Raw genomic sequence first — 15,284 nt, forward strand, 5'->3', positions numbered from 1 at the left:
TCGGCACGGAGTGGGACTGGTCAGGCTACCGATGGGCGGGGGTTGGTCCAGAGGGCGTCGCCTGCTGAGGTGAAGCGCTGGGCCAGGGCGGATCGGGCGTCGGTGACTCCGGTGGTGCCGGAGACGCAGAATTCTGTTTCGGCGGGTGTCAGCAGTTTGATGTGGACGAGTCGGATTTCCGACAGGGGGCCGGTGATGGTGCGGGGCACGTCGGCGATGTCCATGCCGAGAAGGACCGTCGCGTACCCGGATTCGTCGAGGTACGTTTCGGCCAGTTCGGCGGGCAGGTCGAATTCGCCGAGGCCGATGGACAGCGTGCCGTAGCGCTCGAGCGCGTGGGTGAACGCGAAGCCGTCGCGGCTGATCAGGTTGGCGATGCGGGCCACCAGCCTGCCCAGCCAGCCGCTCGCGACCGCGGCCGCGTCGGCATCCGACGGCACCGTGCTCGATGCCGCGTAGACCTCGACTTCGAAACCATTGGTCGGCTCCGCGTCGGACCATCGCGCGGGCCAGGACAAGCCGCAGCTGCTCACCAGCACGCCGTCCTCGCTGCGGACCACCCGCAAGCTGGGGTACTCGATGCTCGCCGGTTCGGGTTCGTGCAGGAAGTTCATCTGCTGCCACAGCTCGGCGGGAAAGATCCGGGATTGGTACGCGGGCGCCATGGGAGGTTCGACGAGCCGACCCCACGACTGCCAGAACTCGTCCATCAGCGTCCACATATCGCCGTTGTACTGCATCCGGAGGTCTTCGTCGGTCAAGTCCTGCAACGTCCCAGTCAACTTGGGACAGGCGCTGTTTCGCAACTTTGAGTAGGTGTCCGGATTTCGCGATCTGAGTTGCTGTCGCGCGCACAGAAAGGTTCGGAATCGGGCGCGGGTCGACGTGTGACGAGGCCGCTCCGCGACACCGCACCACCGTCGAGCGAAGAGGCTCGGTCTGGGTGGGCGGTGCACGGTCATCGCCGAAAGAGACTGTCAGTACGCGGCATCGACTCCGTAGACGGCCTGTTCGCGCGTGAAGCCCTCGTACTCCAACTGTTCGATCAGCCCTGTCCGGGAGAACGAGCTCAGCTCGAGATACTGCTTGGCGCTGCGTGCCGCCTGCTCGTTCCAGTCCGTATTCAGGCTGTCCACCGCGAAAGTAGCGTCCTCGGTGGAGTAGCCCTCGTACTCGAGCTGTTCGATCAGCCCGCTACGGGAGAAGGCCGAAATCTCGAGGTAGTCCTGGGCGGACTGGATGGCGTTGCGCTGGCTGGAGGTGACCTGTTCTCTGGCAGGCGAAGCGAATGCGAACGTGGGCGTCGCTGCGACGTCTGCCACGGCCGCGGCGCTGTTCCACACCGGAGCCGCCATGGCGAGAGCCAGAAGCGGGGCGCCGACCAACAGCGGCCACGTCGTCCGCTTCTTCGGCGCGGCCGACAGAACGCTGGTCTGCTCGGCGGGGAACTGCTCGATCATCTCTTGCTCCTACTGGAGAGGTGCGTCGTCGCCGACGCGTCTCGCACGTGCGAGAACAGCACAGGATGACACAGCCCACCGACACGGCATGGCTGAACGACCGCCGCGCACTGCGTCATTCAGGAATGTGCCGACTCGTTGCTCGGTGACGGCGGAGTGTGTAGCGTCACACCAGCAAGGACGGCCGCCCGGTGAGCGCCAACTCACCGAACGGCCTGGGTACGAAACAGGAACAAGCTGTTCGCACCGTGGGATGAAATCCTACATGCAACGGCTCGATGCCTCATGGCGTCGGGCCATCGTCGTCTTCGGGGTGAGGTCTGCCCCGCGTGACGAGCTGACTGTGTCGTGTCCAGGCGTGGCCGCTCCTGCCGGTCGTTATCGGAGAGCCCGACCGATGGGCAGACAGCCCTGACACCCAGCCTCCTGCGAGAACCATCGTCGTACGCCTCGCACGTACGCACCTGGTCGGTTCGGGAGTGCACACCTTCGACCGGGTCCAACCCCGCCACACGCCGCATCGGGCGTGGGGCTACCGGTGTTGGCCGAGGTCGCGAATCGGGGTCAGTGAGCGGGGAGCCGGGCAGGGATGGTTACGACACCGGCACCTTTGGGTGCTCCGATTCGGTGGTGTGATTACACACCATGTGGTGTATAGTCACACCACATGGTCAGCAGGGGGCGGCACCCGAAGAAGGCGATCAATGCAGCACTCGGCGATCTCGATCTGAGTCAGTTCGAGATCGTGGAAGTGCATCGCGGTCACCGGTGGGGACTCGTCCGTCACCTGGCAACTGGCGACACGATCGCCATTTGGTCGACCCCGCGCGTGCCCGAGGACAACGCGGATGCCATCCGACGGTTCGCGCGACAGCACACCGATATGAAGGAAAGCCATGAGTCAGCATGAATTCACGCTGGTCCTCGACCGCACACCGACCGAGGACGAGCTCGATGCGTTGTTCGATGCGGGTCTCGACGACTCGACACCGGAGTTCGGGCCGCGCACAGTGCCGGTGCTGCATGTGCACCGGAATGCCGACTCGTTGGCTACGGCGGTCGTCGGCGCGGTCGCGCAGGCGGAAGCCGCGGGGTTGGAGGTGGTGGGGGTTCGTACCGAAGATCTCGTCACATTGAAGACGATCGCGGCCAGGACCAGCCGGACGTACGAGGCGGTCCGCCGACTGGCGAACGGTGAGCGGGGGCCCGGCGGATTTCCCGCGCCGATGAGTGGTGACGGTTATGCCCTCTACTCGTGGACCGAGGTCGCGCGATGGTTCGCCGAACACTACGGGATTCCGGACACCACCACGTACTACGACCGAATCATTGCCGCCGCAGATCATTTGGTGCGGGCGCGGCGGCTGTTGGGTGGTGAGACCGGGCAGCTCGCGGCACTCGCGGGTTGATCAGAGGGCGCCGTAGGTGGCGGTGCGGGCCTTGGCGGCGGTGGTGGAGAGGATGGTGGTGAGGGTTTGGTGGATGCGGGTTGTGGTGGTGGGTTTGGCGATGAAGGTGGTGTCGCCGTAGAAGACGTAGCGGCCGTCGCCGGTGATGTCGTGTAGCTGGAAGTCGTCGCGGGCGTCGGTGTGGCGATTGTCGACGCTGGCGTGGGCGTAGACGCCGATGTGGGTGAGGGTGTCGGTGGGTTTGGTGAGGAAGGTTTCCAGCTGCTCGCGGGGGGTGGGGTCCCAGGGGTCGCGGGTGTCGGGGCGGGGGGCGGCGAGTTCGGCTGCGGTGACGCGGATTTCGCGGCCGGTACCGGCGCGCACGCGCGGGAGGGTGGATAACACGGCGGCGGCCAGGGACTTCGGGGGGAACAGGTGCAGGGTGATGTCGCCGGGGTTGGTTTCGGGGCCGGGGGCCTGGATCGCCAAGGCGGCGTAGGTGTCTCGGGTGCCGCCGTGCGCGCGGATGGTGCGGACGCCACGGGTGGCGCCCGCGACCTCCACGCGGGCGTGCGGAACGAGCAGGGCGGCCATGGCGCGGTCGAGGTCGCTGTCGAACTCGGCCATCAGGTTCTCGGCGGCTTTGCCGCGCAGGCGCAGGATCTCGGCCTGGGATTCGACGTCGGTGTGTCGGTGGTGCAGCGGATACGGGAGGACGTCGCGGCCTGCCGCTTCCCAGAGGGTGCGGAAGTCGAGAGCGGTGAGATGCCAGGTGCGCACGGGAGATCTACTCTGTTCCATCAGGATTCGCGGCTAATCTCCGCCGATGACCGGCGGGACCATCTTGGGCAGGTTGTCCAGACCGGTGAGCTCGTCACCGTGTTCCTGAGTGATGAGGTAGTCGGGGATCGCCTTGCTCGACTCGTCGTCCTGGCCGCCGCCGCGCGCGCCGGGGCCCATCATGCCGGGCGAGCCGGAACGGCCCGCAGTGCCGGAGCTCGCGCCGCCCGCTCTGACGGCCGCGCCGGTGGCGCCCGCGTTGGGCGAACCGGGCACCGCGCCACCGGGAGTTCCCGCGCCCGGGGTGCCACCGCCGGGCGAGCCGCCGCCGGGAGTGCCTGCGCCGCCGGGACTTCCGGAGGGGAGGCCGGAACCTGGAGTGGTCGGGGTCGAGGCGGGGGTGGTGCCCGCGGGCACGGTGGACTGCGGGGTGGTGGAGTCGGGGGTGGTCGAATCCGGGGTGGTGGGGTCGTCGTCGGTCGATGGGCTGTCGGTCGACGGGTCGTCGGTGGTGGGTGTGTCGCCGGGGTCCGTGGCCGGGGTGGTGGCCGCGGGGGTGGTCGGAGACGACGGCTGGCCGGAGTTCGGGTTGGACGAATTCTGGTTGCCGGGGATCTGGGAGCCGCCCGGGATCTCGGGAGTGCCGCCGGGTTCGACGGTTTTCGGGATCGGGATGACCGGGACCTTCTCGTCGGACTCGTGGATGACCGGCGCGTAAACGGTCTGCAGCACGCGCACGGCTTCGACGCGCGCATTCTCCTGCGCCACATCGTCATTGCGCCACGCGCGGCCCTGGAACAGGCCCAGCGCGTTGTCCACGCCGCTGCGGTGCTCGGGGGCGAAGGGCACCAGGCGCTTGGTGGGCTCGAGGCCGGTGCGCAGCTCGTCCAGTTTGTTGCTGGTGAGCGCGGCCGCCGTGGTGACCTTCTTGCCGGTGATGTCGTAGGCGGCCACAGTTTGCGCCGCCGCCGTCGCCGCGGCACCCGACCAGACGTCGGGCGACATGCCACGCGAGATCTGCTTGCGGAATTCGTCGAGTGAGGTGCTGTTGCGGGTGGAGATCTCGTTCCACGCGCTGATCAGATCGCTGACGGCGGTGATATCGATCTTGTCGACCTTGGCGCGCAGCTCGGCGACGGTGCCCTCGAACGGGTCGGTCTTGGTGACCACGGCCGGGCGGTAGTCGCCGTCGAAACCGAGGTCGCTGGCGCGCTGGCGGGTGCGGTCGCGCTGGGTGTTGTACCGGTCCTGGATGTCGGCGATATCGGAGGAGTCGAGTTCGTTGTCGTCGCCGCCGAAGGGGGACGTGACGAAATTGCGGAGGCCGCCGAAGAGGTCCAGGCCGCTGATATTGGGGTAGGACATTCAGTTCACCTGCTCGGTGACGTAGTCGAGGGCGTTGGCGTTCTCGATGTCTTTGCCCGCTACGCGTTTGAAGGAAATGGAGAAGACCTCGCGAAGCTGCTGCACGGCCTCGATGTCCTTCAGCACGACGGCGTCGATCGAGTTGTCCTCGCCGGTCGCCTGCGCGAGGAACTTCGATTCGAGTTCCTTGCCCATCTGGAAGTCGCCGAATCCGCTGACGTTCTGCACTCGCCGCGTGATGCCGAGGATCTCCCGGAGGTCCGAGAGACGGTCGTCGCAGGCTTTGAACATGTGATAGGCCGCAGCTTCGTCGTTCAGGTAGACCTCTCCGGCCTTGGCCTGGTCGAGCAATGAGCTGTAGACGGTGCGATCACTCATAAACCCTCCCCAAGGTCAGTTCGGAAGAATCGGAACGAGAACCTGGCCGACGCGCTCCAGATACACGCACGGGTCGTCCAGCCCGGACTCGAGCGGCGAGTTCAGGATCTCCAACTGGACGACACCCTGTTCAGCGGGGAATACGACGTCGCAGCCGAGGTCTTTCGATGCGCCCTGCACCTTGAACTGTCGACCCGCGCGACCCGCGATAGTCACGTCCTGGAACTCGACGTTGCCCGGCTTCTGCTCGAATTCCCCGACAGTCTTGTTGGTCGTGTACACCGTGAGGGAGTAATCAGGGGCGTCCCATGCACAGATCTTCCACCCCGACTGCGCATGCCCGCCGACACCCGATTCCTCCGTCGACGGATCAACCCCCGCCTCCGTCAACACCGCATCCGAGATCTCCGAACACGGATCCCACAGCACCGGTGCGGCCGTCGTCGTAGCCCCCTGCGACGACGGCTCCCCAGAGTCACATCCCGCGACTCCGAGGACAACCACACCGGCCGTCACCACCGCCATACCTGCGCGTTTCATCCCCACCCCTTCTCGCCGGTTACTGCTCTGACCAGGCACATTAGCACGAACACCCGACACGTACGGTGGCCGCGTAAGTTGATCGACTATGACCGATCTCCGACTTTCGGCGCCCTTCGACGGGCGTGATTCCGAAGGCAAACCGGTGGTGAACCGGCCGCCCGTCGACCCTCAGATCCGTGATCGAGTGCTGGCCTATCTCGAGCACGCGCCGGTGGTCTTGAGCGCGCGCAGCTACAGCGCCGACGATTTCGCCCCCGCCGAGCGGGATGTGCCGATGAATTTCCAGACCGACGGGGTGTTCGTCTGGCCCGGCGCCGTCCCGCACTATCTGCGCAAGTACGGCCTGCCGCCGGAGCCCGCGCTCGTCCAGCACATCGTCGCGCGCGGGTTCACCCTCGGCGAGGTGGCCGAGGCCGACCGGCAACGAGCCGTCGCGACTGTCACCGGCTGACCGGCCGAGCGCCTGGAGTACCCCTTCCGACGCCGCCCCAAGCAGCCGATTTCTGAGGACTCGCGAGCGCAATTGCGGGGGATCGGCGACCCCGATCGATAGGATCCGTGCGGCTCGTGGGGTGGCGTGATGAGCATCCCTGCACCCAACCAGCGGTTTCGGGGGATACTGGAACCGGTGACCGCCGTCGGGCGGGGCCACATCGCAGCAATTCCAGGGAAAGGGAGCTTGACGACGTGGATGCGCGTTCGCTTGCGCTGGTCCGCGCCGATTTCCGCGGGGTGTCGGAGGCACCGGGCGGTCCCGAGCGGCTGATCAGCGCGTTCTACGGTCACCTGTTCGCGCAGGACCCGAGGCTGCGGGAGCTGTTCCCGCCCGCGATGGACATGCAACCCAAGCGGCTCGTCACGGCGCTGCAGTTCGTCCTCGACAATCTCGAGGACTTCGACCGCGCGCAGAAATTCCTCGAGCAACTGGCTCGCGACCACCGCAAATACGGGGTCGAGGCTGATCACTACGACATGGCGGGCCGCGCGCTGCTCGGCGCGCTGCGCACCTACCACGGCAATCGCTGGACCCGCGAGCTGCACGAGGGCTGGAGCGACATCACCATCCTCGTCTCGGCGTCGATGGCGATCGGCGCGAACGAGGACAAGTCGCAGCCGTACTGGGACGCGACGGTCGTGGGACACCGCCGGGTGCTCGACGATCTGGCGATCGTGCGGCTACAGGCCGACGGGCCGATCCCGTTCAAGGCGGGCCAGTACGTGCCGGTCGCCATTCCGCAGCGGCCGAATATGTGGCGCTACTACTCCCCCGCCATTCCGGCCAATCCGTATGGCGAGGTCGAGTTCCATGTGCGGCGGATCAGCGGTGGCTGGGTGAGCCCGGCGATCGTCAACGACACCAAGGTGGGCGACCGGTGGAAGATCGCTGGGCCGCTCGGCGGGTTGCACGTGGACCGGGAATCGGGTCGCGACGTGCTGCTCATCGGTTCGGGGACGGGTATCGCGCCACTGCGCGCGCAGCTGATCGAGATGAGTCAGCGCGGGATCAATCCGCGGGTGCACTTCTTCGTCGGCGGCCGGTATCCGGGCGACCTGTACGACGTGAACAACATGTGGCAGCTCTCGCAGTCGAACCCGTGGCTGACGGTGGTGCCGGTGTGCGAGGAGGACACCAATCCCTGGTGGTATCCGCAGGATTCGGCCGAGCCGCCGGTCGGCATGCATCGGCGGCTGATCGGTAATCTGGGTGCGGTGGTGACCAGCTTCGGCAACTGGGCCGACCGGCAGATCCAGATCGCCGGGTCGCCGCGGATGATCGCCGACACCCGCCGGGCGCTCATCCGGGCGGGCACACCCAGCCAGATCATCGCCGCCGATCCCGTCGGCTGAGTCAAGGAGCGCTCGTGAGCGAGTTTCCCGATCCCGCGTGGACGGCGACCGTCGTCGGTCATCACCGTCTGCGCAACGACCTGGCCGTGATCCGGTTGATCGGCGATTTCGTGCCGTTCGCGGCGGGCGGGTCGGTCGAGGTGGAGGTGCCGCAGCATCCCGGCGTGCGTCGGCGGTACTCCCCCGCGCTGCCGCCCTCGCTGGACGGGAAGCTGGAATTCCATGTGCGCACGGTGCCCGGCGGGTGGTGCTCGGATTCGATCGTGAGCGACACCAAGCCCGGTGATCAGTGGCGAATCCACGCGCCGCACGGGGTTTTCTGGATCGATCCCGAGGCGACGGAGGTCGTCATGATCGCCGGTGGCACGGGATTGGCGCCCATGCGCGCGCAGATTCTCGACCTCGCCCGCCGCGAAACCCCGCCCCGCACTTACCTTTTCTACGGCGGACGCTCTCCCCGCGACCTCTACGCCTCGGACATGCTTTTCCTCCTGGCGGGGGAATTGCCCTGGCTGACAGTCATTCCCGTGGTGGAAAGTGCCGACGATCCCGCCATTCGCGACGAATGGCACGAGCAGACGCGCTCCGATATCGGGTTCGCGCCCGAGGAGATGTTCTACGGGACACTCGCCGATGTCGCCGCCTCGCACGGACCGTTCACGCAGCAGCGAGTGCTGGTGTGTGGGTCGCCCGCGATGGTGCGGACCACCGTCGACCGGCTGCTCGATACGGGAACACCCGCCGCGAACATCACCACCGAAGGGGCCTAGCGCGGGCTGAAGAGGTCTACCTCGGTCATCAGTTCGGTGAGGAAGTGGCCGGAGGGCATCGTGCGGGCTCGGGCGGTTTCGGAGTCGGTGAGGGGGACGACGTTCAGGATGCGGACGGTGGTGCCGTCGGCGTCGAAGATGTCCTGGGCGTCGGGGAACAGGGGGCCCGCGAACATCACTGTGCGGCAGTCGGGGAAGCCGGGGAAGTCGTCTTCGAGGGTCATCATGTGGCCCCAGCCGAGTTGTTGGTCGGTGATCCAGGGGTAGGCGGCGAGATTGGCCATCAGCTGGGCGACGTCGGATTCCCACTCCGGGGTGGGATGTCCGCGCCAGGAGAACCGCAGTTCGGCCCGGCCACCGGCGCCCGGGCCCGGGGTCGCGGGCATCTCGCCCGCGGCCATGCCGACCGTGGCGAAGGTGGTCACCGGGATGCGCGGTGTCGGGCGATACACCAGTACGTCGATATGCCCGATCGGGCCGGGTCCGTCCTCGAAGACATAGCCCTCGTCCTCGGGACCGTACAGCTGCCAGACATCACGAAAAACCGCCCGTAACAACGGAGAAGCACCCACCGTGAACCCTTCCGACTCCCACCCGGCGTAGCCGGATCACCCTAGCAGCGGCGATCATCACCTCAGCCGGGCAATCGCCGAATGGTTGAGGAGGTTTCTCGGGAGTGAGGCCTCAGAACAGGGGGTCGTGGCGGATGGAGTCGGCTTGGGTGCCTGCGGCCATGAGGCGGAACTTGGTGGTTTGGACCATGGAGGGGGAGCCGACTATTTGGACGTCGCGGTCGGACCAGGGGCCGTAGGAGGCGACGACCTTGCCGATCTGGCCGGTCATGCGGGGTTCGAGGCCGGGGAGGTCGGTGGTGGGTTCGCCGGAATCGAAGTACCACCAGGGGTTTTCGTCGCTTTCGGTGACGGGGGTGACCGAGAGCCATTTGTTGGCGACGGCGAGTTGGCTGAGGACCTGTAGGTCGTAGAGGTCGCAGGGGTGGTGGCCGCCGACGAAGAGGTGGACCTTCGGGTTGACCCGGCGCTGGGCCATCGACATGATCTGCGCGCGCAGGGGGGCTATGCCGGTGCCGCAGCCGACCATGAGCATCTTGCGTTTGGTGTTGCGCGGGACGCCGAGGCCGCCGAGGGGGGAGCCGAGCTGCCACTGGTCACCGACGCTGGTGTGCGCGACCATCGCGGGACTCACCCAGCCGCCGAGCACACTGCGCACGTGGAATTCGATCTCGCCGTTGGCATTGGCGGGATTGGCCGGGGACAGGTAGCGCCACATCCGCGGCCGCGCGGGGATCTGCACGCTGAGGTACTGGCCCGCCGCGTATTCCATCGGCTGGTCGAGCTGCACCCGGATGATCGACAGATTGCGCAGCACCTCGCGGCATTCGACCACCGAGGCGGTCCACACCGCGGGGGTGGCCTCCTTCTCGGCGGCGCTGATCATGGCGCCGCTGATCATGGCCAGGCCCTCGTCCCAGGCGGTGGCGACCTCGTCGGTCCACATCTCGGTGCCCGCGAATTGACGCATGGCCGACTTCAGCGAATTGGCCACCGCGACATAGTGCGCGGGCTGCACACCGTACTTGCGATGGTCGCGTCCGAGCTGGGCCAGGAACGGCAGCAGCTTGTCCGGCTCTTCCAGCCGGTCGAGCGCGTAGCCGATCGCGGTGACCAGACGGTCGCGCTGGGCGTCCATGGCCGCCGGGAAGTAGTCACGGATCGGGGGGTAGTCCGTGAACAGGATCGAGTAGAACGACCTCGACAGCCGTTCGGACCCACCGTCTTCCGCAGCAACCGCCTTGAACGTGGTACGGATCAAAGCGACAGTCCGCGAATCCATATGTGTCACAACCTCGTTTCGCCATCGAACGCAGTCCGCGCCGGCGAGTGACGGGCTGGGAGGACACTCGTCAGCAGCCGATGCGAGAAGTCTAGGCGAGGTTTGCCAGGTTCGGAATCGTACTCTTAAACATCACGCGTGTAATTCTAAAAATACCAGGCAGGATGCGGCAGTATCCCTCAGAAACAGACCTGGCGACGGTAAAACGGCCATCAACATGACCGGACGCTTCCGCGATCTTCGGGGCATAACCGGCATACGCGACCCAATATGCCTGGTAGAGCGACTTTTCCGCTACAGCCACCGGACAGGCGACGGCGACGCGCCGTGCCATGACACGCGGGACATGCACACTGGAGCGTCCCGTGTGCAGTGTCGAAATACCCTTGCGCTGATCCGAATTCAGCGTCCCGCCAGCAAACATTTACCGGTTCCCCAGCATAAATCCGCACCTCACAGGGCTGGACCGGACCTTTCGGACAACAAGATCAGGAATAAAGAGGTTGCTGAATAATCACCAGCCGATCGCCGGTCATTGACCGAACACGAACGAACCCCCGGTCCGCATCCATCGCAATGGATATCGAACCGGGGGTTCGGCGTGACGAACGTTCTCAGCGCCGGTGACGCGGCTGCCACACCACCAGTGCGGTACTGCGCTGGGGCGGGGTCAGGTCGGGCCGGTATCCGGCCCGCAACCGCTCCAACTCCGCGCTCATCTCCTCGACGCGCTGCTGCAACGCCTCGACCTGGTTGGTGAGCTCGATGATGCGTTTGATGCCCGCCAGGTTGACGCCCTCGTCCTGCGACAACCGCTGCACTTCGCGCAGCAGTTCGACGTCGCGGGCCGAGTACCGGCGTCCGCCGCCCGAAGTGCGTTGGGGCGTGACCAGACCCAGCCGGTCGTAGGTGCGCAACGTCTGCGCGTGCATACCCGCCAGCTGGGCCGCCACCGAGATCATGAAGAACTCGGCGCGCGAGCCACCACCCGACGCGGACTTCGGACTATCGTGCCGATCTGCGCCTCTCCCGACGCCCTCCGTGGTCACGCTGCGCTACCTCCTCCGGGCGCTGAGCTCGATGCGCGGCATCAAGCACCCGCCCATCCCGCACGCGGATCGAAGCCACTGGCCTTCTCGGCCTCCTGATAGCGCTTGAGCGCATCGGTGGCGTCGGAGTCCAGCGCCTGCGGAACCGCGACCTTCACCGTGACCAGCAGGTCACCGGCGCCGCCCGCCGCGCCGCGCTTGGGCACACCACGACCGCGTACCCGCAGGATACGCCCGTCGGCAGTGCCCGCGGGCACCTTCACACCGACCCGGCCGTCCAGCGTCGGCACGGAAACAGTTGTCCCCAGCACCAATTCGCTGTAGCTCACCGGGAGCACCAGGGTGAGGTCGTCACCCTGGCGGCCGAAGACCTTGTCCTGGCTGACGTGCACGGTGACGTAGAGGTCGCCCGAGGGCGCCCCACGCAGGCCCGCTTCGCCCTGCCCGGCCAGCCGGATCTTCTGCCCGTCGCTGACACCCGGCGGAATCCGCACCGTGATGGTGCGGGTCCGGTTCTGGATGCCGGTGCCCGAGCAGTCCGAGCACGGGTCGTCGATGATCGACCCGGTGCCGCGGCAGTCGTCGCAGGGCTCGCTGAAACCGAACGCGCCCTGATTACGGCTGACGACACCGGCCCCGTTGCAGTTCGGGCACACCCGAGGGCTGGTGCCCGGCTTGGCGCCCGATCCGTGACAGGTCGTACACGGCGACGGACTGGTCATCCGCAACGGCACCGTGACACCCTGGGCCGCCTCGCGGAAGCCCAGCGTGGTCTCGGTCTCCACATCGGCGCCGCGACGCGGACGGCTCGCACCGCGCGCGCCGCCGCCCCGGTTGAACAGCCCGCCCAGCAGATCGCCGAGCCCGCCGTCACCGGCCGCGCCAGCGCCACCGGCCTGACCGAAGATGTCACCGATGTTGAAGTCCTGCGAGAAGCCGCCGCCCGCACCGGGGTTGAACCCGCCGTAGGCACGGCCGCCACCACCGCCGCCCGCGAACAGGCGACGGGTCTCGTCGTACTCCTTGCGCTTGGCCGGGTCCGACAGCACCGCGTTGGCTTCACTGACGGCCTTGAACTTCTCCTCGGCCTTGGTGTCGCCCGGATTGGAATCCGGATGCAGGTCGCGGGCCAGCTTGCGGTAGGCCTTCTTGATCTCGTCCTGCGAGGCGCTGGCGGAGACACCCAGCTCCTTGTAGAAGTCCTTCTCGATCCACTCCCGTTGGCTCACCGGGCATCTCCTCCTCTCGCCTTATTCGTTGTCGGCGTCGGCATCCGGATCCGATGCCTCGGCGTCCTCGGCGTCGGTTACCCCGACGAGTGCGTGCCGAAGCACGCGCTCGCCGAACCGATAGCCCTTGCGCATGACCAGACCGATCACCGGATCCGAACCGGAACCCTCGTGCTGCACGGCCTCGTGCAGCGTCGGGTCGAAGGGCTCGCCCACGGCGCCGAACTCGACGAGACCCTGCTTGGTGAGCGCGGTCTCGAGCTTGTCGGCGACGGACTTGAGCGGGCCCGCCTCCAGGTCGCCGTGCGCCCTGGCCCGGTCCAGATCGTCGAGCACGCCGAGCAGTTCGTTGACCACCGACGCCTTGGCGGCGTCGATGTTGGCCTGCCGGTCGCGCTCGACGCGGCGGCGGTAGTTCGCGTATTCCGCGGTCAACCGCTGCAGGTCGGCCGTGCGCTCGGCCAGCTCGTCGCTGACCGGCGCCTCGGTCTCGGCGTCGAGAACGTCCGCCTCCGCCTCGGCGGGGGCGTCGGTGTCCTCGACGATGTCTTCGATCAACTCCTCCCCGGAGTTGGCCTCGGTCACTTCTTGTCAGCCGGGTCGTCGACGACCTCGGCATCGACGACCTGGTCGTCGTCGGCCGGGGAAGCGCCGTTACCGGCGGCGCCGGTCTGCGCGTCCTGGGCGGCCTGCGACTCGTAGATCGCCTGGCCGACCTTCTGCGACTCGGTCGCCAGCTTCTCCACCGCGGTCTTGATGGCCGCGATGTCGGTGCCCTCGAGCGCCTTCTTGGCCTCGGCGACCGCGTTCTCGGCATCGGCCAGCAGCTCGGCCGACACCTGCGCGCCGCCCTCGCTCGCCTTCTGCTCGGTGATGAACTTCTCGGTCTGGTGCACCAGCGACTCGGCCTGGTTGCGGGTCTCGGCCTCTTCGCGGCGGGTCTTGTCCTCGGCGGCGTGCGCCTCGGCGTCCTTGACCATCCGGTCGATCTCTTCCTTGGACAGGCCGGAGCCGTCCTGGATCTTGATCTTGTTCTCCTTGCCGGTGCCCTTGTCCTTCGCGGTGACATGCACGATGCCGTTGGCGTCGATGTCGAAGGTGACCTCGATCTGCGGCACGCCGCGCGGGGCCGGGGGCAGGCCGGTCAGCTCGAAGGAGCCGAGCAGCTTGTTGTGCGAGGCGATCTCGCGCTCACCCTGGAAGACCTGGATCTGCACCGACGGCTGGTTGTCGTCGGCGGTGGTGAAGGTCTCCGACCGCTTGGTGGGGATGGTGGTGTTGCGCTCGATGAGCTTGGTCATCACGCCACCCTTGGTCTCGATACCCAGCGACAGCGGGGTGACATCGAGCAGCAGGACGTCCTTGACCTCACCCTTGAGCACACCGGCCTGCAGGGCGGCGCCCACGGCGACGACCTCGTCCGGGTTCACGCCCTTGTTCGGCTCACGGCCGCCGGTCAGTTCCTTGACCAGCTCGGAGACGGCGGGCATACGGGTGGAACCACCGACGAGCACGACGTGGTCGATGTCGGCCACGTTGATGCCCGCGTCCTTGATGACGGACTGGAACGGCGCGCGGGTGCGATCCAGCAGATCGGAGGTGATCTTCTGGAACTCCGAGCGGGTCAGCTGCTCGTCGAGGAACAGCGGGTTCTTGTCCGCGTCGACGGTGATGTAGGGCAGGTTGATCGAGGTCGACTGGCTCGAGGACAGCTCGATCTTCGCCTTCTCGGCGGCCTCGCGCAGACGCTGCAGGGCCATCTTGTCCTTGGTCAGGTCGATGCCCGAGCTGGCCTTGAACTTGTCGACGAGCCAGGTGACGACGCGCTCGTCCCAGTCGTCGCCGCCGAGGTGGTTGTCACCGGAGGTCGCGCGGACCTCGACGACGCCCTCACCGATCTCCAGCAGCGAGACGTCGAAGGTGCCGCCACCGAGGTCGAAGACCAGGATGGTCTGTTCCTTGTCGCCCTTGTCCAGGCCGTACGCCAGCGCGGCCGCGGTGGGCTCGTTGACGATGCGCAGCACGTTCAGACCGGCGATCTGACCGGCTTCCTTGGTGGCCTGACGCTGGGCGTCCTCGAAGTAGGCGGGGACGGTGATGACCGCGTCGGTGATCTCCTCACCGAGGTAGGCCTCGGCGTCACGCTTGAGCTTCATCAGCGTGCGCGCGGAGATCTCCTGCGGCGTGTACTTCTTGTCGTCGATCTCGACGGTCCAGTCGGTGCCGATGTGGCGCTTGACCGAGCGGATCGTGCGGTCGACGTTGGTGACCGCCTGGTTCTTCGCGGGCTGACCCACGAGAACCTCGCCGTTCTTGGCGAAGGCGACGATCGAGGGGGTGGTGCGCGAACCCTCGGAGTTCGCGACGACGACCGGCTCACCGCCTTCCAGCACGGCGACGACAGAGTTCGTGGTCCCGAGGTCGATTCCGACCGCACGAGCCATAGTGATTTCCTCCTGTTTGGACGTTCTAGGGCAATAGTCTCGAGCAACGCTGAGCGTGGTGGGCTCAATCCTGCCTCCGGGCCCTGCCGGAGTCAACCCAGACTTGAGTCTGCTTCACTCAACCTTGTTGATCAGGACAACCAGCAGCTGCGACGATCCATTCCCGCCGCCGCGAA

General features: G+C 66.8%; 18 protein-coding genes. 5 read left to right on the top strand and 13 right to left on the bottom strand.

Annotation, left to right across the window (positions count from 1 at the left end; genetic code table 11):
• Positions 1-20: 20 nt before the first annotated feature.
• Entirely contained in the window at positions 21-761 is a 741-nt protein-coding gene (locus QC180_RS07425; protein ID WP_278261853.1) for a hypothetical protein, read from the bottom strand.
• A gap of 216 nt (positions 762-977) precedes the next feature.
• The gene (locus QC180_RS07430) at positions 978-1,460 is read right to left on the bottom strand and encodes an Ltp family lipoprotein (RefSeq protein ID WP_278261854.1); all 483 of its coding nucleotides are present in this window, start codon (positions 1,458-1,460) and stop codon (positions 978-980) included.
• 667 nt (positions 1,461-2,127) lie between these two features.
• Between QC180_RS07430 and QC180_RS07435 the strand changes: the two genes are divergently transcribed.
• Together QC180_RS07435 and QC180_RS07440 are read left to right on the top strand one after the other, a co-directional pair.
• Positions 2,128-2,370: a hypothetical protein gene (locus QC180_RS07435; RefSeq protein WP_278261855.1), complete on the top strand. Its 243-nt coding sequence runs from the start codon at positions 2,128-2,130 to the stop codon at positions 2,368-2,370.
• 49 nt (positions 2,371-2,419) lie between these two features.
• Positions 2,420-2,869, top strand: a complete 450-nt coding sequence (locus tag QC180_RS07440; RefSeq protein WP_278261856.1) for a hypothetical protein — start codon at positions 2,420-2,422, stop codon at positions 2,867-2,869.
• On the opposite strand, the gene QC180_RS07445 is transcribed toward QC180_RS07440, so the two are convergent.
• From QC180_RS07445 to QC180_RS07460, 4 genes are read right to left on the bottom strand one after another with little or no spacing between them, the layout of a single operon-like run.
• Positions 2,870-3,628, bottom strand: coding sequence for an ESX secretion-associated protein EspG (locus QC180_RS07445; protein WP_278261857.1), 759 nt, complete (start codon positions 3,626-3,628; stop codon positions 2,870-2,872).
• 33 nt (positions 3,629-3,661) lie between these two features.
• Entirely contained in the window at positions 3,662-4,993 is a 1,332-nt protein-coding gene (locus tag QC180_RS07450; RefSeq protein ID WP_278261858.1) for a hypothetical protein, read from the bottom strand.
• Complete coding sequence (locus tag QC180_RS07455; protein ID WP_278261859.1) at positions 4,994-5,371, bottom strand: hypothetical protein; 378 nt, start codon at positions 5,369-5,371, stop codon at positions 4,994-4,996.
• A gap of 15 nt (positions 5,372-5,386) precedes the next feature.
• Positions 5,387-5,911, bottom strand: a complete 525-nt coding sequence (locus tag QC180_RS07460) for a DUF3558 domain-containing protein (protein WP_278261860.1) — start codon at positions 5,909-5,911, stop codon at positions 5,387-5,389.
• 88 nt (positions 5,912-5,999) lie between these two features.
• Here QC180_RS07460 and QC180_RS07465 point away from each other — a divergent pair, with 88 nt between their 5' ends.
• From QC180_RS07465 to QC180_RS07475, 3 genes are all read left to right on the top strand, one after another.
• Positions 6,000-6,365, top strand: a complete 366-nt coding sequence (locus QC180_RS07465; protein WP_278261861.1) for a hypothetical protein — start codon at positions 6,000-6,002, stop codon at positions 6,363-6,365.
• Positions 6,366-6,601: 236 nt separating this feature from the next.
• Complete coding sequence (locus QC180_RS07470; protein ID WP_278261862.1) at positions 6,602-7,762, top strand: FAD-binding oxidoreductase; 1,161 nt, start codon at positions 6,602-6,604, stop codon at positions 7,760-7,762.
• Between the two features lie 14 nt (positions 7,763-7,776).
• Complete coding sequence (locus QC180_RS07475) at positions 7,777-8,532, top strand: FAD-binding oxidoreductase (protein WP_278261863.1); 756 nt, start codon at positions 7,777-7,779, stop codon at positions 8,530-8,532.
• Here the strand turns inward: QC180_RS07475 and QC180_RS07480 are convergent.
• The 7 genes from QC180_RS07480 to dnaK form a co-directional block, all read right to left on the bottom strand.
• On the bottom strand, positions 8,529-9,104 hold the full coding sequence (locus tag QC180_RS07480; RefSeq protein ID WP_278261864.1) for a suppressor of fused domain protein: 576 nt from the start codon (positions 9,102-9,104) through the stop codon (positions 8,529-8,531). The genes QC180_RS07475 and QC180_RS07480 overlap by 4 nt on opposite strands.
• 112 nt (positions 9,105-9,216) lie before the next feature.
• Entirely contained in the window at positions 9,217-10,386 is a 1,170-nt protein-coding gene (locus tag QC180_RS07485) for a globin domain-containing protein (RefSeq protein WP_278261865.1), read from the bottom strand.
• Between the two features lie 91 nt (positions 10,387-10,477).
• A complete protein-coding gene (locus QC180_RS07490) occupies positions 10,478-10,810 on the bottom strand; it encodes a hypothetical protein (protein WP_278261866.1) in 333 nt (110 codons plus the stop codon).
• Between the two features lie 190 nt (positions 10,811-11,000).
• Entirely contained in the window at positions 11,001-11,348 is a 348-nt protein-coding gene (locus tag QC180_RS07495; protein WP_278261867.1) for a heat shock protein transcriptional repressor HspR, read from the bottom strand.
• Between the two features lie 128 nt (positions 11,349-11,476).
• Entirely contained in the window at positions 11,477-12,664 is a 1,188-nt protein-coding gene (dnaJ, locus tag QC180_RS07500) for a molecular chaperone DnaJ (protein WP_278261868.1), read from the bottom strand.
• A gap of 21 nt (positions 12,665-12,685) precedes the next feature.
• Positions 12,686-13,210, bottom strand: a complete 525-nt coding sequence (grpE, locus tag QC180_RS07505; RefSeq protein WP_278261911.1) for a nucleotide exchange factor GrpE — start codon at positions 13,208-13,210, stop codon at positions 12,686-12,688.
• 35 nt (positions 13,211-13,245) lie between these two features.
• On the bottom strand, positions 13,246-15,108 hold the full coding sequence (gene dnaK / locus QC180_RS07510) for a molecular chaperone DnaK (RefSeq protein WP_278261869.1): 1,863 nt from the start codon (positions 15,106-15,108) through the stop codon (positions 13,246-13,248).
• Positions 15,109-15,284: the final 176 nt, after the last annotated feature.

The organism is Nocardia anocheti, assembly GCF_029675105.1.
Taxonomy (GTDB): domain Bacteria; phylum Actinomycetota; class Actinomycetes; order Mycobacteriales; family Mycobacteriaceae; genus Nocardia.